The sequence below is a fragment of the Cyanobacteria bacterium GSL.Bin1 genome, assembly GCA_009909085.1.
Lineage (GTDB): Bacteria > Cyanobacteriota > Cyanobacteriia > Cyanobacteriales > Rubidibacteraceae > Halothece.
Genome location: JAAANX010000084.1, coordinates 1 through 21,195, shown reverse-complemented (window position 1 = coordinate 21,195; position 21,195 = coordinate 1). Strand labels below are relative to the sequence as shown.

20 protein-coding genes and 1 tRNA gene are annotated in these 21,195 nt (G+C 44.3%); 6 read left to right on the top strand and 15 right to left on the bottom strand.

All coding sequences use genetic code 11. The features are described from left to right. Positions 1-150: 150 nt before the first annotated feature. The gene (locus GVY04_10840; GenBank protein ID NBD16606.1) at positions 151-813 is read left to right on the top strand and encodes a DNA-binding response regulator; all 663 of its coding nucleotides are present in this window, start codon (positions 151-153) and stop codon (positions 811-813) included. A gap of 62 nt (positions 814-875) precedes the next feature. Here GVY04_10840 and GVY04_10835 read toward each other — a convergent pair whose 3' ends face one another. The 10 genes from GVY04_10835 to GVY04_10790 all read right to left on the bottom strand — a co-directional run bounded on the left by GVY04_10835 (position 876) and on the right by GVY04_10790 (position 12,081). Continuing rightward, positions 876-2,054 (bottom strand): TRC40/GET3/ArsA family transport-energizing ATPase, encoded by a 1,179-nt coding sequence (locus tag GVY04_10835; GenBank protein NBD16605.1) that lies wholly within the window; start codon positions 2,052-2,054, stop codon positions 876-878. Between the two features lie 48 nt (positions 2,055-2,102). Next, positions 2,103-2,480, bottom strand: a complete 378-nt coding sequence (locus tag GVY04_10830) for a DUF2358 domain-containing protein (GenBank protein ID NBD16604.1) — start codon at positions 2,478-2,480, stop codon at positions 2,103-2,105. A 139-nt stretch (positions 2,481-2,619) separates the two neighbouring features. Beyond that, positions 2,620-3,585, bottom strand: a complete 966-nt coding sequence (locus GVY04_10825; protein ID NBD16603.1) for a threo-3-hydroxy-L-aspartate ammonia-lyase — start codon at positions 3,583-3,585, stop codon at positions 2,620-2,622. A gap of 182 nt (positions 3,586-3,767) precedes the next feature. Then, complete coding sequence (glnA, locus tag GVY04_10820; protein NBD16602.1) at positions 3,768-5,192, bottom strand: type I glutamate--ammonia ligase; 1,425 nt, start codon at positions 5,190-5,192, stop codon at positions 3,768-3,770. 118 nt (positions 5,193-5,310) lie between these two features. Next, on the bottom strand, positions 5,311-6,231 hold the full coding sequence (locus GVY04_10815) for a methyltransferase domain-containing protein (GenBank protein ID NBD16601.1): 921 nt from the start codon (positions 6,229-6,231) through the stop codon (positions 5,311-5,313). Positions 6,232-6,647: 416 nt separating this feature from the next. Further along, complete coding sequence (locus tag GVY04_10810; GenBank protein ID NBD16600.1) at positions 6,648-7,172, bottom strand: DUF2808 domain-containing protein; 525 nt, start codon at positions 7,170-7,172, stop codon at positions 6,648-6,650. 104 nt (positions 7,173-7,276) lie between these two features. After that, the gene (locus GVY04_10805) at positions 7,277-8,218 is read right to left on the bottom strand and encodes an RluA family pseudouridine synthase (protein NBD16599.1); all 942 of its coding nucleotides are present in this window, start codon (positions 8,216-8,218) and stop codon (positions 7,277-7,279) included. After that, positions 8,219-9,772, bottom strand: a complete 1,554-nt coding sequence (locus tag GVY04_10800) for an amino acid carrier protein (protein ID NBD16598.1) — start codon at positions 9,770-9,772, stop codon at positions 8,219-8,221. It abuts the gene before it with no gap. A gap of 200 nt (positions 9,773-9,972) precedes the next feature. Continuing rightward, positions 9,973-10,266, bottom strand: coding sequence for a hypothetical protein (locus tag GVY04_10795; protein NBD16597.1), 294 nt, complete (start codon positions 10,264-10,266; stop codon positions 9,973-9,975). Between the two features lie 126 nt (positions 10,267-10,392). Continuing rightward, complete coding sequence (locus GVY04_10790; protein NBD16596.1) at positions 10,393-12,081, bottom strand: glycerol-3-phosphate dehydrogenase; 1,689 nt, start codon at positions 12,079-12,081, stop codon at positions 10,393-10,395. A 200-nt stretch (positions 12,082-12,281) separates the two neighbouring features. Here GVY04_10790 and GVY04_10785 point away from each other — a divergent pair, with 200 nt between their 5' ends. The 3 genes from GVY04_10785 to GVY04_10775 all read left to right on the top strand — a co-directional run bounded on the left by GVY04_10785 (position 12,282) and on the right by GVY04_10775 (position 15,631). After that, positions 12,282-12,545, top strand: coding sequence for a hypothetical protein (locus tag GVY04_10785; protein ID NBD16595.1), 264 nt, complete (start codon positions 12,282-12,284; stop codon positions 12,543-12,545). Between the two features lie 44 nt (positions 12,546-12,589). Further along, a complete protein-coding gene (locus tag GVY04_10780) occupies positions 12,590-13,264 on the top strand; it encodes an ATP-binding cassette domain-containing protein (protein ID NBD16594.1) in 675 nt (224 codons plus the stop codon). A 99-nt stretch (positions 13,265-13,363) separates the two neighbouring features. Continuing rightward, positions 13,364-15,631 (top strand): DUF4384 domain-containing protein, encoded by a 2,268-nt coding sequence (locus tag GVY04_10775; protein ID NBD16593.1) that lies wholly within the window; start codon positions 13,364-13,366, stop codon positions 15,629-15,631. A gap of 163 nt (positions 15,632-15,794) precedes the next feature. Here GVY04_10775 and GVY04_10770 read toward each other — a convergent pair whose 3' ends face one another. From GVY04_10770 to GVY04_10750, 5 genes are all read right to left on the bottom strand, one after another. Then, on the bottom strand, positions 15,795-16,811 hold the full coding sequence (locus GVY04_10770; GenBank protein ID NBD16592.1) for a zinc-binding dehydrogenase: 1,017 nt from the start codon (positions 16,809-16,811) through the stop codon (positions 15,795-15,797). Positions 16,812-16,857: 46 nt separating this feature from the next. Beyond that, complete coding sequence (locus tag GVY04_10765) at positions 16,858-17,484, bottom strand: hypothetical protein (protein ID NBD16591.1); 627 nt, start codon at positions 17,482-17,484, stop codon at positions 16,858-16,860. 311 nt (positions 17,485-17,795) lie between these two features. Continuing rightward, complete coding sequence (locus GVY04_10760; protein NBD16590.1) at positions 17,796-18,674, bottom strand: hypothetical protein; 879 nt, start codon at positions 18,672-18,674, stop codon at positions 17,796-17,798. Positions 18,675-18,837: 163 nt separating this feature from the next. Further along, a complete protein-coding gene (locus GVY04_10755; protein ID NBD16589.1) occupies positions 18,838-19,266 on the bottom strand; it encodes a Photosystem I reaction center subunit II in 429 nt (142 codons plus the stop codon). A gap of 171 nt (positions 19,267-19,437) precedes the next feature. Next, positions 19,438-20,442 (bottom strand): GntR family transcriptional regulator, encoded by a 1,005-nt coding sequence (locus tag GVY04_10750; GenBank protein NBD16588.1) that lies wholly within the window; start codon positions 20,440-20,442, stop codon positions 19,438-19,440. A 160-nt stretch (positions 20,443-20,602) separates the two neighbouring features. On the opposite strand from GVY04_10750, the gene GVY04_10745 reads away from it, so the two are divergent. Together GVY04_10745 and GVY04_10740 are read left to right on the top strand one after the other, a co-directional pair. Then, positions 20,603-20,687, top strand: a tRNA-Leu gene (locus tag GVY04_10745). A 104-nt stretch (positions 20,688-20,791) separates the two neighbouring features. Then, positions 20,792-21,088 (top strand): hypothetical protein, encoded by a 297-nt coding sequence (locus tag GVY04_10740; protein NBD16587.1) that lies wholly within the window; start codon positions 20,792-20,794, stop codon positions 21,086-21,088. Positions 21,089-21,195: the final 107 nt, after the last annotated feature.

Below are 21,195 nucleotides of genomic sequence, written 5' to 3'. Positions count from 1 at the left end.
CGAATGGCTTATGTGTAGCCTAAGAAAATGTGAGTCTCAACCGCATCGAGCGGTATCGACTCACCCGCTTTCCTCCCCCACCTGTTCCGAGGTGGGGGAGTCCCACGGATCTTTTGTTGAATCAAACAAAAAGAAGCGCAACTCAGTCATATGAATGCAGATGCACCACTTTACTTAGTCATTGAAGATCATCCAGAAGTCGCTCAAAATAACTGTTTATCTCTGCAAAAATTAGACGAGCAAGCCCGATGTGTTATTGTCTCTAATCCAACAGAGGCTTTAGAGTTCCTTACTCAGCAAATACCAACGATGGCAGTGGTTGATTTGCAATTTGGCTCAGTAAGGGGAGAACAATCGGCTCAGGATGGCTTAAACCTACTCAAACATATTTTTGACGATTATCCCGATTTGAACATTTTGATTTATACCAGTGAATATAGTTACCTCAAATCCTTAATGCATTCTATTGGTAATCATAAAGGGGGGTTTGTGGTCGTGAATAAAATGGAACCACGACAAGCTTTCTTAGAAGGAGCAGAAAGTACTTTAAAGGGGGAATTGCGAGTCCCAAGAGAGTTACGTCATCAACTCAACCTTAACGAAAATGATCTCATGGTTCTAGAGCTTTTATGTAAGGAATCTCTTTCTGATAAAGCCATTGCTCAACAACTGAAAGTCAGTTTGAAAACAGCACAGAATTATATTCAGCATCTAAAGATGAAACTTGATCTGGATATGCAAGATAAGAAAGAGACAAATACTCGCGTATCACTTTGTATGGAAGCAATTCGACGTAAATTGTTAGTCCTTTGAATGCTAATTTTAAGTAAAGCAATTAAGTAGAGGCGAATGACGATTCGCCCCAAAAGCGATTATTAGTTGGCAAACCGAATTTTTAAGTAATCTTCATCCATTTTTGCTCCTCGCGGTTGCAGGGCAGCGAGCGCTTGCGGTAACACTAAGTTTCGTCGATGATTGCCAATGCGAATATTCAACTCATCCCCAGTTTTATTCAACTGAATCTTATCTTTCGTAATACCCGGTAGGTATAACTCTAAACTATAAGCACCATCCTCCTGCTGTTTAACCTGAATCGTATGTTCTTGGTGATAAACTTGTGTCGGGTCTTCCCCTTGATAGAGTGTTTCTTTTAGTAATTCCAATGCCTCTAAGCCACACATTTCCGAAGAAAATAAGGGGACTTCTTTCACGGGTAAAGGATGAAAGTTCTCATGAATTTCGTGGCGATAGACTTGCTGACTCTCTTTCCATTGTTTAAAGAAGGGATCGTTCACTTCATCCGGAATAATGCGATTGGCAACCACCATATCCGTTGCCACATTATATAAACTCAAATAAGCATGAGCACGGGCTGATTCCTTAATTACCATTTTTTCGGGGTTCGTTACCAGTCGCACAGAAGTCTTCTGATTATCGGTTAAAACTTTTTCGAGGGCTTCAATTTCCTCGTAGAATTCATAAGGGGCATCCATGACTTCCTCGGTGGGTAGCGAGAAGCCAGCAATGGGGCGGAAAATGGGTTCCACAATCGGGCGTAATGCTGCAGACATTCCCCGAAAAGGCTTATAGAAACGGCGCATATACCATCCCCCCACTTCTGGGATACTCAAGAGACGCAATGCAGTTCCGGTAGGGGCAGAATCGACAATGAGAACATCATATTCCCCTTCATCGTAGTGTCGCTTCATCCGCACTAAACCGAAAATTTCATCCATTCCTGGGAGAATTGCCAGTTCTTCGGCTTGAACCCCTTCTAAGCCTCTCGCTTGTAAAACTTCAGTAATATAACGTTTCACGGCACCCCAGTTCGCTTCTAGCTCCATGAGGGCGTCTAATTCTGCACCATCCAAGTTCTCTCGGACTCGGGTGGGTTCATGAGTCATTTCTTGGTCAAAGCTATCCGCGAGAGAGTGGGCAGGATCAGTACTGAGGACTAAGGTTTTGTAGCCTAACTTAGCACATTGGAGTCCCGTTGCTGCGGCAACCGAGGTTTTTCCCACTCCACCTTTTCCAGTCATTAAGATGACGCGCATGATGATCAAACTCCTTGTTGTTAAAAAAAGTTTACATTACTCTCATTGTTACAGAGGAAAATGCTGTTTGATAACCTCCCAACGGGAACAATGCCAATAATCAATGTGAGAGATAATTTTTTCCTCAGCATTAAATTGCAGTTCACTCCAACCTGGAATGGAAATGCGCGGTTGCCAAGGAAGAGGGGTTGTCCAATTCAGTGTCCATTCCGTATGAATGGTATTCTTTTCTTGTCGAATGTCATGGAGTTCAAGATTAATATTCTTAAACCAAGTGCTAATAAAGTCAATTAAAGACTGGTAGCGTTGCAATCCTCGAAACTCGGTCAAGGGATCTTTGAAATAAACGTCTTCAGCATAAATGTCGTAGCTTTGGTTGGCAGGAAAGCGTTCGTAGTCAGCTTGAATGGTTTCAATAAGTGTCATGATCCGTTACTTTTGAGTGGCGATAATCGGTTGAGGGGGGACAAGGTAGAAAAAATCAGCAGACTTCATTCCTCAATTCAAATTTGACAGCCCGGTTGCTTCAGGAAGGAAAGGAGAGTTGTACAAAGCAACGGGAAACTTACAGTCCCAACAACTGGGGAAGTTTTTTGAGATCGACATTCCCACCGCTAATAATGACACCAATGCGCTTTCCCGGTGCGGTAACAATGCCCTCAAGTAATGCTGCTGTCGCTAAAGTCCCGGTGGGTTCAACCACAATTTTTAATCGTTCCCAAAGAAAGAGCAAAGTTTCTCGGATCGCTGCTTCCGAAACAGTAACCATTTCATCGACGTAATCGAGGATTAAGGGAAAGGTCAACTGACCCAGAGAGGGAGTCCGCGCCCCATCTGCAATGGTCTCTGGATCATCGCATCGCTGGAGGGTTTTGCTGTAGAAAGAACGGGTGGCATCATCAGCGCGTTCGGGTTCAACACCAATCACTCGGCAATGGGGAAATAAGGTTTTCGCTGTAATGGCACAGCCAGAGAGTAAACCGCCACCCCCACAACAGACGAGTAACAAGTCAAGTTCACCGATTTGCTCGATCAGTTCCTTGGCAACGGTCCCTTGTCCAGCGATAATATCAGGATGGTCGTAGGGGGGAATCATTGTCAGATTTTGCTCGGTAGCCACTTGGTTCGCTAGTTCCTCTCGACAGGTTGTTTTCGGGTCATAGGTAATTACTTGCGCCCCGTACCCCCGAGTTGCTGCTAGTTTCACCGCTGGGGCATTATTGGGCATAACAATGGTCGTAGGAATCTGGAGGAGTTGACCCGATCGCGCTAACCCTTGCGCATGATTACCAGAGGAGTAAGTAATCACCCCTTGTTGCTGGGTTGAGAGTTGAGAAAGGGCGTTAAAAGCCCCCCGAAACTTAAAGGAACCGGTGCATTGAAAGTTCTCGCATTTCAAGAAGACTTGAGCTTTAGTGAGTTGGTTAAGGGTGGTTGAGGTGATAACTGGAGTCAGCTTAGCATCCTTATTTAGGCGTTGGGCTGCGGATTGAACTTCGTGGTAGGTAATGCGGACTCTTGGATGGTTCATGAATGAAGTTGTTATCCCCTGATGACAGAGTTAGTTTTATTCTTAATTTTCCCTCCCTGTTTACTCACACAGCAAAAGTAAAGATGCAGCAGAAGATCGCGATCGGGTAAAGTAAAGGCAGCAGGTTACTCAATTCATCCCTCTACTGCCCTACTGCCCGAGTCTAGATCATTTCAGTAACTTTAAGCGTCGTAATAAAGTGAAAACTCGTAAGGATGGGGTCGCAAACGGAGGGGGTTAACCTCATTATCTAACTTGTACTCGATCCAGTTATAAATGAATTCTTGAGTAAAGACACCACTATCCACTAAGAAATTATGGTCATTTTCTAAGCATTCTAAAGCTGCTTCTAAAGAACCGGGAGTAGAAGGAATCTTACTCAATTCTTCTGGGCTAAGATCATAAATATCCACATCTAAGGGATCACCTGGCTCAATCTGGTTTTTAATACCATCGATTCCTGCACAAAGCATTGCAGCAAAGGCTAAATAGGGATTGCAAGTCGCATCCGGGCAACGGAACTCTAAACGTTTGGCTTTCGGATTGGTTCCTGTTAAAGGAATACGGACAGATGCTGAACGGTTCCCTTGAGAGTAAACTAAGTTGACCGGTGCTTCAAAACCGGGAACTAAGCGTTTGTAAGAGTTGGTAGAAGGATTAGTAAATGCCAGTAACGCGGGGGCGTGTCGGAGAATACCCCCAATATAATGACGCGCTGTGTCGCTTAAGTTAGCATAACCGCTTTCTCCCCAGAAAGTGGGCTGTCCATCTTTCCAAATCGACTGGTGGACATGCATTCCTGAGCCATTATCGTTAAAGATGGGCTTGGGCATAAAGGTAACAGTGCGGCCATATTTTCTTGCAACATTTTTAATCACATATTTATAAGTCATTAAATGGTCTGCCGCTTTGACTAGGGTACCGAAACGGAAGCCCAATTCATTTTGTCCACCGCTGGCAACTTCATGGTGATGCTTCTCAATGGGAACCCCGCATTCTGCCATTGTTAAAAGCATTTCTGTCCGCATATCTTGTAAAGTATCCGTCGGCGGAACGGGAAAATACCCTTCTTTATAACGAGGTTTATAGCCTAAGTTACCCCCTGCTTCTTCTCTTCCCGAATTCCAACGTCCTTCTACACTGTCAACATGATAGTAGCCTTCATTGTAAGTTTGATCGAACCGAACATCATCAAAAACAAAAAATTCAGCTTCCGGTCCAAAGAAAGCAGTATCACCAATACCAGTAGAAATTAAATAATCAATGGCTTTTTGAGCAATGGTGCGCGGATCGCGATCATAAAATTGGCCGGTACGAGGCTCTTTAATCGAGCAGACCAGACTCAGGGTTTTTTCCTTCATAAAGGGATCAATCCAAGCGCTTGTCGGATCGGGAACCATCATCATATCGGACTCATTGATAGATTTCCAACCCCGAATACTAGAACCGTCGAAGGGAACACCATCAGTAAAAGAATCTTCGTCAATTTCGCTGCGATAGATGGAAAGATGTTGCCAAATTCCAGGTAAATCAATAAATTTGAGGTCGATGATTTTAATATCTTCGTCCTGAATCATCCGCAGGACTTCAGCACCGGTTTCGGGCATGGCTTACTCCTTAAATTTGATTTTAAAGCATACGGTCTCGCCTCATCCTAGAGATTGAATTAGGCGGTTGTTTGTATTTAATGTTACAGAATCATCACAATTTAAGGGGAATTTAACATTAATGGCCGGGATGGTACGTCATAACCGTGCGATGACGGGGACTATTGGGAACTATCGTTGGTGGTGCAAACCCGGCATCAATTAGGGCTTGCTCGAGATCTAAGGTAAAATATTCATCTAGATAAGGCTCGGTGCTTTTCAACAGTGTGAATACGTAGGGTGGCATTTTCTTGTAAACCGGCGATCGCGGATTCATATCCATTAAACAGAAATAACCCCCTGGTTTGAGCAAGCGTTTCGCTTCTTGGAAAATGTCTCGGGCTGCTTGTTGTGGAAGTTCATGGAACATCAGAAAAGCAGACACCAAATCATAGCTGTTACTGGGTAACCCCGTTGCTTCTGCTGTTGCATGTTGCCACCGAATCTTGAATTGTTTCTCCCGGCTTTGATATTGAGCAACCGATAAGAAATAAGGAGACAAATCTACCCCGGTAAGGTTTGCCTCCGGATAGCACTCTTGGAGGGCAAAACTACTCATCCCAACACTACAGCCAAGATCGACAATGGTTTCTGGTGTTGTCGGCAGTTGTTGTTGTAAGATTTGGTGGTAGCGATCGCGCAACCGTCGATCACCATTGGCGCCACTATCTGGCCAGAGTTTAGCATGAACTGCATAGGCGGCGACTTCTACTTCTAAGGCGGCATCCCAACTGAGATTCCCTTTTTCATAAGCATGAAATGAACACAGATAATAATTGGGATAATCAAGATTCGGATTTTGGATTGTAGCGAGTTCACTCTCCCAATCATGCTGTTGTAATTGTGCCACGCGATCGCGCCAAGGAACACCAATTGCTTCGGCACGCTTAATCATCATTTGTCGCGCCCGAGATTTCGCAAAACGATAAATGGGTTTAATCCCTAAAATGGCATTGACTAAACGAGACTTAAAGTCCGATTTAACGACGGTTGTTGTCATTTGCTTAGATGGTATTTTCTCATTCTTAAATAAGAGAATAGCAGAAAATGACAAGGCAATACCATAGCCAATAAAAGCTCTTTACAATTACGATTTAGATTGTCATCCTAAGCAGGATTATAATAAAAATTAACTAAAACTTTTTCGTTTTTCTGCTGTTAATGATTGGGTCGTAAAATTGGTTCCTTTCGGAACTTTTGTCCATCGATAATTGACATTACATCTATCAGTCAGGTTGGGCTTAAATAATGGTCAGAACAGAAGCTTAGACTCGCCCTTTTCTAACGAATCTCGGCAGCATTCAATTGCTTGGAAAATGGTAGTCAATTTTGCCAGAGATTCCGAAAATGAAGCAGGAATGATCTCTGACTTAATTCTTCCCAACCTAATTTTTAGACTGAGCTGAACTCTAAAGTTTAGTCAATATCAATAATCCAAGTTCCCACATAACGGCGAATGGCGACATCATTGGGAACATCAACTTGCGCATTAAAATAAAATGTTCCCCCAAAGCGAGGATTTTTTACATTAGAAAAAACAAGTTCCACTTTGGTATCTGGCTCAATCGGTTCTTCTAAACCAATAGAAACTAGCTGTTCATCTTGATTCCACTCGACGCTACTCAAAGGTTGTGCTTCGCCGTCAATTCTAACTTCAATTTCATCGGTATCAAATTTACCGTTATAGTAGTCCGGATAAGTCACGTAAAATTGAGAGGCACCAAAGGGAAGTTTCTTACCGGGAATGCGGAGACGGTAACGATCCCAACGTCCCGATTGCCCATCAAAATCAAGGCGATAGTCAAGAATGTTTTCGCGCTCAACGCCACTGAAAATAGTAATGCCGGAATTGCCACCGCTTTGTGCCAATGCTTCTAAGGCAGGACTTAAGGTCAGGAGACCACCAGCTAACATTAACGAAGAGAATAGTTTTTTCATCATAAAAAATAATACCTGAGAATATATCTATCTCTCAATTTATCAGACTCTTTTGGGCAATGATAGCGCCCGATGTGACAGAACTCGAATTAGCTGATCTCCTGCAACTATCTATTTTTTGAATTTCCATGGAGTTCTGCCAATAGCTTTGTAAAATCGGAAGGGAGGGGCGCGATCGCGCAAATTGTTTCTCCAGTCACCGGATGCGTGAGTGTGAGTTTTCTGGCGTGGAGGACTTGTCCGGATAAGTTTACGGGGAAGCGATGGGCGGAACTATACACCGGATCGCCAACAAGGGGATGTCCCATGGCAGCACAGTGAACGCGAATTTGATGGGTGCGTCCGGTTTCTAACTCGAAGGTAAGCAGACTATAATTCCCGAGTCGTTCTTGCAGTTGCCAATGGGTGATGGCAGGGCGTCCCCCTTTTTCCACGGGAACCACTGCCATTTTTTTGCGGTCAACTCGATGGCGACCAATGGGCTGATCCATCGTTCCCTGTTCGCCTTTGGGGACACCGTGGATAATGCCTAAATATTCTCGTTTGGCAGTTTTGGCTTGAATTTGACCTTGCAAGTGCTGATGGGCAAAATCATTTTTGGCGACGACTAGTGCGCCACTGGTATCTTTATCAAGGCGATGAACAATCCCGGGACGTTCGACGCCGCCAATGCCTGCTAAATGGTCGCAATGAGCGAGTAGGGCATTGACGAGGGTGCCGCTTTCATGTCCGGGTGCGGGGTGGACCACTAAACCAGCGGGTTTATTAACAATAATGAGATGTTCGTCTTCGTAGAGGACATCGAGAGGAATTGACTCGGGTTGAAGGCTAAGAGGTGCGAGGGGCGGCACTGACAGCAGAAGAGTTGCGCCCTCAGGAATAGATTGCTTTTTGTTCGTACAAACGGCACCATTGACTTGCACATTGCCCTGTTCAATGAGCTTTTGCAACCGCGAACGAGAGAAGTCAGGGAAGGCTTCAGCGAGGGCGCGATCCAGCCGTTGCTTTCCCTGCACAATGGTTACTTGTCGAGTTTCAGAGTGAGGCAATTATTTTTTCGAGGACCCCGTATATTCTTGTTCAGCGGCTGGGGATTGAGAAGCAGAGGTGCCTGCCATTGCTCGTTCCAGTCGCAGTTTTTCCATATACACTTGCAAGTCATCGCCAACTTTGCCCGCGAGTAAGAAGCAGCCGAGTAAATTAGGCACAGACATGGCAATGAGCATGATATCGCTAAAGTCGAGCACAATCCCTAATTTAATGACAGAACCGAGAAAAACGAAAACAATGAAAATGAGTTTATAGAAGAGAGTACTCTCTTCTCCAAACAGATACATCCAAGCCTGTTCCCCATAGTAGCTCCAAGAAACGATATTCGAGAACGCAAACAAAATCACCGCAATGGCAAGCACAGTCGGGAACCATTCCACCACTGTACCAAAGGCAGCAGCGGTTAATTGAATCCCAGAGGCTTCGCCACTAGCAAAGCTTTTATAAACGCCGGTAATCACAATGGAAATCGCAGTGAGATTGCAAATAATCAATGTATCCACTAAGGGTTCAATGGAGGCAACAATTCCTTCTCGCACTGGTTGGTCATTACGAGTGGCCGAGTGCGCGATCGCCGCGGAACCAATTCCCGCCCCATTAGAAAAGGCAGCGCGACGAAAGCCTTGCACAATCACACCGATTAATCCCCCTTGAAGAGCTGTGGGCGAAAAAGCTCCTTTGAGAATAATCCCAGTGGCTTCGGGGATAATCTGCCAATTACTGAGAATAATCCAAAGACAGCCGGTAATGTAAAACAGAACTACAATTGGGACTAAGCGACTGGTAACGACGCCAATGCGACTAATCCCGCCGATAATCACCACGCCCACAAGTAAGGACATAATGAGTCCATAAAACCAACTGCGTTCGGCAATAAAGGGAAGCACCCCTGCTAAGGCAGCATAGGATTGATTCGCTTGGAACATATTGCCAGCGCCAAAGGTGCCTAACACACAAAGAATCGCAAATAAAACCCCTAAAACGCTGCCTAACGGGCGGAGTCCTAATTCTGCCAAGCCGCTGGACAAGTAATACATTGGTCCCCCAGCAACACTTCCATCCGGTTTGACCTGACGATATTTTTGCCCAAGGGTACATTCGACGAACTTACTGGACATGCCGAGGAAGCCCGCAATGCTCATCCAAACTACAGCGCCGGGACCGCCCATTTGAATGGCAATGGCAGAACCGGCAATACTGCCTAAACCCACCGTTGCCGAAAGGGCAGTGGAAGCGGCTTGGAAGGGAGACACTTCGCCTTCTTGGTCATCATCGCTACTACTGCTTTGATATTTTCCAGTTAGGACGGCGAGGGCATGACTAAATCCTCTCAGGTTAATAAAGCCCATGCGAAAGGTAAAATAAACGCCTCCGATAATTAACCAGAGGACAATAATGGGCATCCCCAATATGGGAAAGAAGAAAATCGTTTTTAAGATGCCAACAAATTCAGCAAATGCTTGATTGAGTTGGGTGAAAATGCTGAGTTTTTCTGATGCTGCAACCAGCAATCCATTCAGTTGTTCGGACGAAATTGGAAATAGATTCATCATAAGATTTGCTTTTTGTTGATAGCTCACTAGTGATATTTTTTTATCCTATTTTGCTCATGCCCTCGTTTTAGTCATTTGATTTTTATTAAAACTAAGGTCTAGTTTGAGCAAGGGTTAGTGAGATGAATTGCGCTTTTTGCCCCTAATTTGATTAACTGTGTTCTATTATCCTCTATTAGTTCTTTATTGTCTATTTGTCTTCATCCCCAGGAGTGATACTTCCGGTATAACCATTTTAAAAACTGAACCAGCATGAATAAAGTTTCCCATTTTTGCTGTAACACTTCATACTTTTTGCGCAGTGTCAGGCTTTGATATTCACTGCGTCGGGCGTTTAATTCCATTAATTGAAGGGTGAGAGGCAAGCTTTTTTCTAGGTTTTCTAGTGTGTTTGCAAGCTGATTTAAGTTTTTTTTGATTGTTAAAATTTGCCACAATAAATAACAGTTAAAAATAACGATCAGGCTATTGCAAGTTAAAACAAAGATGAACATTCTTGAGGATAATGATTGACTGGTTATTGGAATCAATGACTATTTAGAGCAACCCCAATAACCAGTCGCCCAAATTTTGAAAGCCGGGTGGAGAGTTGGGTGTCATCATCAATTGCCATCAGCGATTTAACAGGCGGCAGCGGCACTTTCTTTTTGGGCTAAAACATAGTCGGGAATACAGTTTTCTTCCATATACGTATGATAGTCTTGGCGGGCAGTCTCACATTGACTTTGATTCCAACCACAATAGGTTTTGACTACTTCACTGACAATGGGTAACACATCTAAGCCATAATTAAACTGCATCGCAATGGTGGTTCGCCGGCGCAAAATATCAACAAAGGTTTGAGCCGATTCCTGGCGAACTGCATAAACAATTTGTGCTTTAATATCGGGCAATTCTGAGGTCATCGGTTCAGCGAGTTCAGGGGATTCATCCGTTAATTTTAAAACGTCGGTTGCCCTTGCTCCATAAAGCGTAAAAAGATGATTTAAAGTCGCTAAAGAAACGCGATCGCGATATGTTTGTACCGCCTGAGTTACCCGTTCATCGCTAGGAACAACCGCACCGGGAAAAGGCGTGTTTAAGGTAGGACAAGGGGGCGTCTGGCGCTTTTGCTTTTTGCAAACCGCATCAACCAGTTCTTCCCCCACATGACGGAACGTGGTTAATTTGCCGCCAATCAGAGAAATCAAGTTTGTCACTCCTTCTGCCCCATGATCGTAAATAATATGTTTGCGGGTGACACTACCGGGTTTTTGTCCTTCGGCATAGGGTAAAGGACGCACCCCAGAGTAGGTAAATTTGACATCATCACGGGTGAGTTGCGCACTGGGAATGATTAAGTTGGTTTCTCGCAACAGATAATCAATTTCTTCGTTATCGGCTTTCACGCGATCTAAACTGCCTTGGAACCGTAAATCGGTGGTGCCAATGAGATACATTCCTAACCAAGGCACAATAAAGAAGGGACGTCCATCGGACTTGGCTTCGACATAGAGAGCGGTATCTGGTGCCCCAGAAAACGGCGGAACCACCACATGACTGCCTTTGGTGCCACCAATTTTGGGTTTTTCGCCGATGGGGGCGTTTTGCTGATTGGTTTTTCCTCGCTGGCACACCTGATCGACCCAAGGACCGCTGGTATTGATAATGACAGCGTGTTCGCTGCCTTGAATGGTAAACGCTTCGCCGGTGAGTTGATCTGCACAGGCTAACTGGGTAATTTGATCACCATTGCGAACTAACCCGGTGACTTCCGCATAATTGAGGCAAGTTGCCCCCGCTTCTTGGGCAGCAATGATATTTTCTAAACAAAGGCGTTCGGCATAAACCGCTTGCCCATCGTAATATTGCGCCCCACCTTTTAAGCCGTCTTGGTCTAAATAGCGAAAGAGTTGATGAAACTTCTGTCGCGGCAGCATCCGGTGGGACGGCAAGGTTTTATCGTAGCTAAAGATATCGTAGAGCAACATTCCCGCTTGAATTTTCCAGTAGGGGCGCGATCGATCTCCATACACCGGCACGGTTAACATCAGTGGCTTGACTAAATGGGGGGCAGTCCGCAATAACACTTCCCGTTCCCGCAACGATTCCCGCACCAGGGGAAACTCAAAATATTCGAGGTAGCGCAAACCGCCGTGAATGAGGCGCGTAGACCAGCTAGATGTTCCACTGGCATAATCGCTCTTTTCTAATAAAATGGTTTTGATTCCCCGCATTGCGGCATCGCGAGCGGTTGCTGCGCCATTAACGCCACCGCCAATGATAATCAGGTCATAGTTTGTGTTTTGAATGGTTGAAAAATCTCGCATTCTGGTTAATATCCTTGAGTTGATCTTTAAACTCCAATCGAGTGACTATCCCCTCAGTTTAGGTGACGACCTCCGATTTCTCAGCTTTCCCAAGAAATAAATTTCTGCTGTTTGCCCTGAATGGGGATCAGCAACTCTCCTTCCGCTCTCGATTAGAAACAGGATAAGATACATTGGGAAAGAAACTTATGCTTTAACCTATGTTCTCGATTGATTTGACTTTGAAATATAGCCCGATTCCCATTACAGTTCAACGTAAAGAATCAGCAGACGCGCAAAAAGTGTATGAAGAGGTCATGAATGCGCTCAAATCCGCCACGCCTCAACTGGTGGAATTAACCTGTGAAAAAGATCCCGAAAAGAAAGTAGCGGTCTTTAGCGATCAGATTAGCGCTGTTATTCTATCGCAAAAAGATGGCAGCCCTGCCGGACGCCCCGCTGGCTTCTTTATGCAACAATCTTAATTCAATCAACTCACCCCCGTTAGGGGGATTTTTAAGGAAGATTTGTGACACAAGCTGCGATCGCGGTTGAAAACCTAAACTTTGCTTGGCATCCTCAGCACCCAATTTTACAAGACTGTTCCCTCAAGATTCCCCAGGGAGAGTTCTGGATGTTGTTGGGGAATAATGGCAGTGGAAAATCTACGTTACTCCGGATTTTAGCGGGATTGTTAACGCCTCAAAGCGGAACGTGTGAGGTGGAACAACCGTTAGGATTTGTCTTTCAAAATCCGGATCATCAGCTGGTGATGCCCACAGTGGGTGCCGATGTGGCGTTTGGCTTAGTGAAAGAAAACTTAAGTTGGACGCAAGTGCGCGATCGCGTTCAGGAAGCCTTAAGTGCCGTCAACTTACTCGGTTGGGAACGACGACCAATTTATGCCCTCAGTGGCGGACAAAAACAACGCATTGCCATCGCCGGCGCGATCGCGCGTCATTGTCCGGTTTTGCTCTTAGATGAACCCACCGCCCTCCTCGATCCGGATACTCAAATCGAATTAGTCAAGCAGGTGCGGTTTTTGGTTAAAAGCCGCGGCATTACTGCCCTTTGGGTAACACACCGTTTAGAAGAATTGGATTACTGCGATCGCGCGTTTATTTTAGAGCAAGGAAAAATCACGAAAGAAGGAACACCACAAGCCTTGAAGGACTATGTCGTTGCAGTGACAAAAGATCCCTAATGACTCAGTGATTACCAATGAAATCTTTGATTTTCCGCCAAAAGCTTCTACAGTAATAGCAGATTAATTTTAATCAGCACAGTTGTTGCAGTGGGTAACATGGGTATTGATCGGCGTAATTTCCTACAACAGGCAGGGCTATCGTTATTGGCATGGGGGCTGAGTGGAGAATCATTTTTATGGTTATCGCCCGCATGGAAACGCAAAATTCAGCAGCACGCTCAAGTTTTAGCCAGTGGTAGCGGTCGTAAACTTGCTCTTTTAGTGGGAATCAATCAATATGGCGGTAATGGTCTTAAAGGCTGCATCACCGATGTTGAACAACAACAAGAACTGCTGCGCTATCGCTTTGGCTTTCAAAGCGAAGATATCCTAACGCTAACGGATCGCGCTGCTACCCGTAACCAAATTGTTGATGCATTTCGAGAACATTTAATTCAACAAGCGCAACCGGATGATATTGTTGTCTTTCATTTCAGTGGTTTTGGCACGAAAGCGAAACTGCCGGATGGAAGCCAGCAAGGCAATTCCTCCCCCGTCATTAACTGTCTGGTTCCCAGTGACGGTTCCACTTCCGGTCGCTGGTTACAGCAGAGTAATCTAATTTTAGAAAATACCTTAGCTACCTTAGCGCGATCGTTGCTCACCGATAAAGTGACACTCGTTCTCGACACCAGCTATCTCCCAACCGGTCAACCCCTGCAAGGCAACTTTAGAGTCCGCTCACTCAACCGTTCTACTACTTCCACCCTCAGTGAAAAAGACCTTGATTTTGCCGAAACCCTCAAAACCGAATTAAACCAAATTGACCGCACTTCAGAAAGCCTGATTAACCAAGCCCAAACGCTTCGGGGAGTCGTCATTACTGCCACTGGTCCCCAACAAATCGCCACTGAAACCGATTGGGGAGGATTTCATGCCGGCGTCTTTACCCATACCTTGACCCATTCGCTTTGGGAAGCCATCTCTGCCAGCAACATTCAAATTTCCCTGACTCGCAGTGCCCAAAGTATTGAACGGTTACTCGGACCTCAACAACAGCCCCGTTTATTTGGCAAAGACCAAGGACAGACGATTGTTCCCTACTATGCTTTTTCCGATTTGTTTGGTGCAGAAGCGGTCATTACTGGCGTTGAGAGAGAAGGCAATATCAATTTACGGTTAGTTGGCATTCCCCCAGCGACGCTAAAAGATTATGGCGTGAATTCCATCTTTTCTTTCCCTGGAAAATACGGTGAAGATAGTTCAGCAGAATTTAAATTGACCCATCATGATGGTTTAAATGCCCGTGCCCGCTGGCAACAAGGGAACACTCCACTGCAAGTGGGACAAGGCTTGCAAGAAAAAATCCGGGTTATTCCTCGCAACCCTGGGTTAATTATCGCGCTAGAGGCAAACCTGGGTCGCATTGAACGGGTTGATGCCACCAGTGCTTTTTCGAGTGTGGGAGAAGTCTCAGCTTTGATTACAGCTGGGGAAGGTAGCGCTGATTATGTCTTTAGTAAAGGGCAAGCCCTACAAGGCAATCCCCCCATTAAAAATATTGTGGAAAATGGCTATGGCTTATTTTCTGTGGGGGGAATGCCAATTCCCAGTACCGTGGGGACACAAACTGAAGCCGTTAAATCGGCAGTGATGCGCATTGTTCCCAAGTTACAAACGCTTTTGGCGGCGAAATTATGCCGACTGACGGTTAATGATGGTTCTTCTCGCTTAGGATTACGGGCTACCCTCGAAACCCTTTCTCCTCAAGGAGAAGCAACGCCAGTGATTAGCCAAGAGACCTTTCGCTATCGCCAAGGTCGGGAATTTTTCTTTGATCAGCAATCTCTCCCTTATGCCTTAGCCGGTGCCTTTCCCCAAATTATCGCTGGCACGCAAATTCAATATCGTTTACAAAATATCAGCGATCGCGCAATTTACTGTCTCCTGTTCGGGGTCGATTCCGGGGCAAACCCCTTATGTTTCTATTTCCCCGATGGGTCGGCTGTCACGGATCCTTCCCAAAATATTCAACCCTTGCAAAATCTCCAACTCGCACCCGGAGAAACCCGCATTATCCCGAAAACAGAAGCGTCTTACGATTGGCAAGTCCCTGGACCAGCGGGATTATCAGAAATTTATATTCTCGGCAGCACTCAACCCTTCACCAAAACCCTAAACGTGATTTCTCACATCCCACAATCGAAAGGAGAAGGGGAACGGATTATTGATTTGCCGGAACCGCTAAAAGTCATGCAAGCCGTGCAAGAAGATTTGCAAGCGGCTAGTCAGGTCTCTAGCGAACTAACCAACTCTGATAGCAATGTTTATGCCTTGAACGTCAATTCTTGGGCAACGTTGAGTTTTGTTTATCAAGTGGTCTAATTTAGGATCTGCTGAGCAAGTTACTTGGCGGGTTAAAGTGAGGGAATAGGGAATAAGCAACAGTGATCGGTAAGATTTAGGTTGATCAGCTGCCAAGTTTTTGCCGGAAATTTCTGAAATCCTTGTATTTTTTTGACTGTAATTCAGGGGTCAATGTCCCACTTCAGGTCCCTGTCATCTCCACCACCACTTTTCCCTGAACTTTTGCCTCTGCAATTAATTCCTGAGCGTGTTTAACCTCTGAAAGGGCAATGCGCTGGGCAATCATTGGCTTAATTTTTCTTTGTTTGAGTAAGTCAAACAACGTGGTTAAGTCTTGCGCAAACCAAGTCGGTTGTTTTTCTCGTAATCCCGCAATGGAATAAAAGGCGGTAGAACGACGATTGGGCAGTAAATTCCAGAGTTGGAGTCGGAATAAATCCCAGAGAATATTCCCCTCTTTGCCCATCACTGCATTGTAAAAGCCATAAGAGACCAAAATGCCATGATCTCGTAGAATTCTAAATGAGCGTTTAAGGGTATCGCCACCAATGGGATCAAACACGGCATCGACACCATTGCCGGTCAACTCATAAATGCGCTCCACAAAATCCTCTGTTTTGTAGTTGATTGGGGTGGCACCCAGACGGGTAACTAACTCGTGTTTCGCTTGAGAAGCCGTGCCATAAATCTCTAAATTCAGTAAATTCCCCAGTTGAATCATTGCCGTGCCCACCGCCCCCCCTGCACCATGGATCAGAATGCGCTGACCCTCCTGAATTGTGGCAATTCGATGTAACATTTGATAAGCCGTGACATAAGAGAGAACTAGACTCACTGCTTCGGCTGCATCAAGCGCTTCTGGAACTGGGATCAAGCGGCTTTCCGGCACACAGACATATTCTGAATGAGCTCCAATCACCATCAGATCCGCCACTTGTTGGCCCACTTGTAGCTGCTTTACTCCTTCCCCCAGCTGCTCAACCACACCCACCAGATCGTACCCTGGAGAAAAGGGCGGTTTTTCCTTAATCCCTGGATATTTGCCTTCACGGATCATAATATCGGTAAACGCTACCCCTGACGCCAAAACTTTAACTCTCACTTCTCCTGGCTTCGGTTTGGGTAATTCACTTTCCTCGATTACTTTTAAGACCTCCGATGATCCAAATTGGGTAATTACAACTCGTTGATAGCTCATCTTCTTCGATGTTTTACGCTTTTATCCTGTGATCCACTAACAAAGATTAAGAAGCTCGTTGCTGTTTGAGATAATCAAAAACTGATTTATCTCCAATATCAGAAGGGATATTTTGAGGGAGTTTTCTGAAAGCAAAAATGAGGAAAAGGATGACCCAAATTGCCAGTAGGATTTGCTCAATTGGAGAGGGAATCATTCCTAACAAATGTCCTAACAATAAAATAGGAACGAGTGGCGTGAGAAGTTTGGTTTCTATACGATGAAAACAGAATCCTTCTTTAAAGAAGATACCCGTTAGTGCAGCAAAGGTAAAGCCAATTCCTAAGAGAGTTAAGGGATGATCATAAACATATAAAGCAAGGGGAATATCGGTTTTAATGCCAATTATTATTGCAGAAAAGGTTCCGATTAACCAAAACAATTGTAAGAGACGATGCAGTGGTAATAAGTAAATATGAATGGTAATTAAACTGATTCCCAACCCAAGGGAAAATAATCCGTATAAATAAGTCAAGCTTTCTAAAACAAATGGCGTTGCTCCTTGCCAAAATAAGAACAGCGTTCCCATGGCAAAACTAAGGGCGGCGACGAGTAATCCACCGCGATAGATTTTTACTTCAGCGCGATCGCGCTCATTAATTGTGTAACTACCAAATTGTCCCTGATAAACCATAATACTTTTCTGTCAGCTTTGTGATCAAAGTTTGATTAAGAAGTGCCGGAATGAAACTCTCTTACTTGGTAATCAGCTAGAGTCAGCGATAAGACATCGATATATAATTTAAGGAAAAGACTACACTCAAAATTATACAAAATTCCTAAACTTTCAATGTGTTATGAAGTAAAGTAATTTGTTTCATAGGAGGTTCTTGCTAAGGTGTAGTAATTTTCCATGAAATCCCTTGTTATCTCACTGGGCAACCCCTCTTTTTATTTTTTGTCCTGTACTCCAGAAGAATCACAAAATCTTGCATTGGGAGCGCGTCAATTAAAATATTTCATCATTGCATTGAGAAATTGCTCGGAAATGAAGGGTAACAGGTGGGAATTAGGCGGTGACGGCGAACGGTGCGTAAATATGACCAGGAGATAGGGAGGATGGTTAGGAAGTTCAATATAAGCACTATCATGGCGAACCCAACTTGTCCAACCTGCTTTTGACCAGAGTTTTGCTTCTGAGGGAAGAACTTCTCCCAAAAAGCCTGTAATTTGATCGGCTTCATCGAGATTAGACTTAGAAACAGGAAGTGAACGAAATAATAAATCCATCATGAAGCCCGATCCCGCAGCATTCCCCATAACAATCTGATGGAATAATCTTGCTACTGCATCGGTTGTTAGTCGATTTTGATTCTCTCTAAATTCTCCGATAAAAGCCTTTTCTCGTCCGTAAGGACCGTCTCCCCAAGTTTTTTGGTTAACGTTAATCGGTTCTAGTTCTTCCCAACGGAGTGATTTGAAATACCGATTGACAAGATTCCGTTGTGATTGCCAAGTGAGGAATGCATTCCGAGAAAGTTCAGGTCCGCTCGTGGTTCCTGTCAACACATCAACGACCAAACTCGTGGCATCATTACTAGAATCGACAATCATATCCCGAATCGCACGATTAAGCTCTGTCGAGTTGACAATCATACCCCGTTTTAACCATTCCTGTACCGCAACCAAATAAAATAATTTGACGAGACTTGCGGGATAAAAAACTTCCCCACCGCGATAATTAAATCCTCGTATCGGAGAACCATACACTAACCAAGTCAAAGCAATTTGATTACGTTTTAATTCAGGAAAAGTTTGCCACACTGTTTCCAGAATTTGCCAAGCGATGTGTCTGAGTGCTGTATCTTCCTGATAAAACGCCATTTCGTTTCAAAGTTAAGAACAAGTGATTGCTTGTTAATTATCCCCTTGGACGATCAATTTTAATGGTTTATTCGTAGCAGAGAGTGACGAGCGTGACACAAAAAATCCCCACCCTGAGGTGGGGAATTAATAATGAACAATTAAGGACTATGCTGCGAGTGAGTTAAACTTCGTAGGGTTCTTTCCCAGAAAACTTAACCGTTGCCGGATCAGGATTGGCGCCAATTTTACGGTCAATTTTACCCACATAAGGACGACCTTCATTGACAGTCTCTGGGAAGACACCATCTTTAGGATGGAGATATTCAATTTCCCCATTGGGATAAATCCGATAAATTTTGAAGTCCTCAATTTTAGGCTTAAATTTTGTCCGCAATTGAGTCCCTAATGCTAAACATTGTTCTTTGCGTGCAAAGTAGAAAACATTTTCTCCTTCACGCATAATTGCCGCACCACCTGTGGGCATTTCAAATACCTGTTCTTTAGAACTGGTCCAAGTAATACCGTATTTTTCTTCAGTTTCAGCAGCTGTTAGCAAGCCGCCCGTACTACCGCCAAATATAGGAGTTTGTCCAGAAAGTAATTCACTCATGGTCAGTTTTATAAAATAGGGACATTTTAAACGAATGCTATCATCGCGATGATGCGACTTTAGTGGTTCTGTCAAGAACTGTTACAATTTAAGAAGTTTACTGTTTTCAGAATCAGCAATCGCTTCAAAATCCTGCCCAATCCAGTCATCCGCAAAACTTAATTAAAATTCCTAGGACTGTCCTAAACCTAGTTCTTGTCGCAAAAGACGAATTGATTCAGCACTAATGTAGTTTTCGCTACAAATTACTTCTGGAGGACGAATTAAGTCATCAGAAATTTCATTGATTATTTGCTTCACTTGGGGATAACTTGCTTGATCACAAATAATTGTTTGTGCCGTGCGAACGAGTGCTTTGAGCTTAGTCCGATTTGTTGCTTGAGCACTCATAATTAGTAATTCTTCTCCACGTAAGCTGTGAATAATACGTTCGGCAGCATCGAGAAAACCAGAACTTAAACTGACAATACCTAAACAAGTGTTGATTTGTAACTGAGTAATGATTTTAATTTCTTTGGCGTAGTCATTGATATCAACGGGAATGACTCGCACTGATTTCGGCGCCGCGATCGCGTCAACATCTTTAATAAAATAACGGCTGGTGACAACAGTTGCTGAATCCGTTTCTTCTAGAACATCTGTTAATTGTTCCATGGCAACCAACTGAATCGGTACTCCCAAAGTGGGTTCTAAATCTTGCAAAATTAGTTTCCCTGCGCCAATATCCCTTTGAGGAACAGTTACTAGAACCTGCGCACTACACTGCAAGCGCCAGTTAATTTCTGAGAGAAAAATCTCTCGCACTTGTTGCAGCGAACATCCCAAGTTCAATAGCTCATTAATGCCATCTTGTACAATCTGATAGGTCGTTTCCGAAAAATTTTCTGCTTCTGAAGCGAGTTGCGCAGTTGTGTAACGTTTCCCCCCTTCATGACCCTGACTCTTAACATAAATTCCTGAACCGGCCAGAGATTCAACTAGACCAGTATCTTCAAGTTGACGATAAACTTTGCTGATGGTGTTGCGATGCAAACCCGTCATCATGGCTAGTTGGCGGGTGCTGGGTAGACGATGACCAGGGGGGTATTGTCGAGACGCGATCGCGAACTGGATTTGGTCAAAAAGCTGCTTGGAGGCTGGAATTTCACTGTCCAACTTGATATGAAATTTAACCATCGACCGAGAGCCTCCTCAACCCCTTTCTGCATTATGCTGGTTCTAGTTTAAGCGATGAACTCAATTTTTGTTATTAGGGTTGCATAATCTTTATCATCATGTTTTAATAAGAAGGCTGAGAGAAAATTATTCTCTCACCAATTGTTATCCTCATTTTTACGGGGGTGTGGCGGAATGGTAGACGCTGCGGACTTAAAATCCGTTGACCGTTATAGGTCGTGAGAGTTCAAGTCTCTCCACCCCCATCGCTTTCAGGCAACCCACTTTCCACTTTTGGCTTAAATTCTTTCCACGATTTTACGGGATTTTGTATAATTTAATAGTGGGATTTTAAGCCAAATCTAAGACAGTGGAAAAAACACTCAAACTCTTGCAGGAAGCGAATCAACGCCTTAAGACCGGCAAGGTAGGATTAACGCTTCAGCTGCGAGGGAATAAACTCAGTCTGCAAGGACAGTTTCCTCCTAAGCCCAATTCCGAACGAAAAGATCCGCATCAGCAACGCTTATCTTTGGGCCTTTACGGGAATCCAGCCGGCATTCAACGAGCGGAAGCACAAGCGAAAAGAATCGCTGGGGACATTAGACATCTCCATAATAGCAATAACATGGTAAGATTGAAACAAAATTTGGGTGGTGTGCGATGAAATATACTTGGAGTTACATTCAAAAAAATCCAAAGCAAGTTAAACGTTTACTGGGGATTAGTTATGAAGAGTTAAATCAGCTTCTTGAAATCTGTCGAAGCCAGCAT

Bases quoted from the DNA above. Each gene is read 5' to 3' on its own strand.
- GVY04_10840 (NBD16606.1), top strand. From the start codon at position 151: ATGAATGCAGATGCACCACTTTACTTAGTCATTGAAGATCATCCAGAA.
- GVY04_10835 (NBD16605.1), bottom strand. From the start codon at position 2,054: ATGCGCGTCATCTTAATGACTGGAAAAGGTGGAGTGGGAAAAACCTCG.
- GVY04_10830 (NBD16604.1), bottom strand. From the start codon at position 2,480: ATGACACTTATTGAAACCATTCAAGCTGACTACGAACGCTTTCCTGCC.
- GVY04_10825 (NBD16603.1), bottom strand. From the start codon at position 3,585: ATGAACCATCCAAGAGTCCGCATTACCTACCACGAAGTTCAATCCGCA.
- glnA (NBD16602.1), bottom strand. From the start codon at position 5,192: ATGCCCGAAACCGGTGCTGAAGTCCTGCGGATGATTCAGGACGAAGAT.
- GVY04_10815 (NBD16601.1), bottom strand. From the start codon at position 6,231: ATGACAACAACCGTCGTTAAATCGGACTTTAAGTCTCGTTTAGTCAAT.
- GVY04_10810 (NBD16600.1), bottom strand. From the start codon at position 7,172: ATGATGAAAAAACTATTCTCTTCGTTAATGTTAGCTGGTGGTCTCCTG.
- GVY04_10800 (NBD16598.1), bottom strand. From the start codon at position 9,772: ATGATGAATCTATTTCCAATTTCGTCCGAACAACTGAATGGATTGCTG.
- GVY04_10795 (NBD16597.1), bottom strand. From the start codon at position 10,266: ATGTTCATCTTTGTTTTAACTTGCAATAGCCTGATCGTTATTTTTAAC.
- GVY04_10790 (NBD16596.1), bottom strand. From the start codon at position 12,081: ATGCGAGATTTTTCAACCATTCAAAACACAAACTATGACCTGATTATC.
- GVY04_10785 (NBD16595.1), top strand. From the start codon at position 12,282: ATGTTCTCGATTGATTTGACTTTGAAATATAGCCCGATTCCCATTACA.
- GVY04_10775 (NBD16593.1), top strand. From the start codon at position 13,364: ATGGGTATTGATCGGCGTAATTTCCTACAACAGGCAGGGCTATCGTTA.
- GVY04_10770 (NBD16592.1), bottom strand. From the start codon at position 16,811: ATGAGCTATCAACGAGTTGTAATTACCCAATTTGGATCATCGGAGGTC.
- GVY04_10765 (NBD16591.1), bottom strand. From the start codon at position 17,484: ATGGTTTATCAGGGACAATTTGGTAGTTACACAATTAATGAGCGCGAT.
- GVY04_10760 (NBD16590.1), bottom strand. From the start codon at position 18,674: ATGGCGTTTTATCAGGAAGATACAGCACTCAGACACATCGCTTGGCAA.
- GVY04_10755 (NBD16589.1), bottom strand. From the start codon at position 19,266: ATGAGTGAATTACTTTCTGGACAAACTCCTATATTTGGCGGTAGTACG.
- GVY04_10750 (NBD16588.1), bottom strand. From the start codon at position 20,442: ATGGTTAAATTTCATATCAAGTTGGACAGTGAAATTCCAGCCTCCAAG.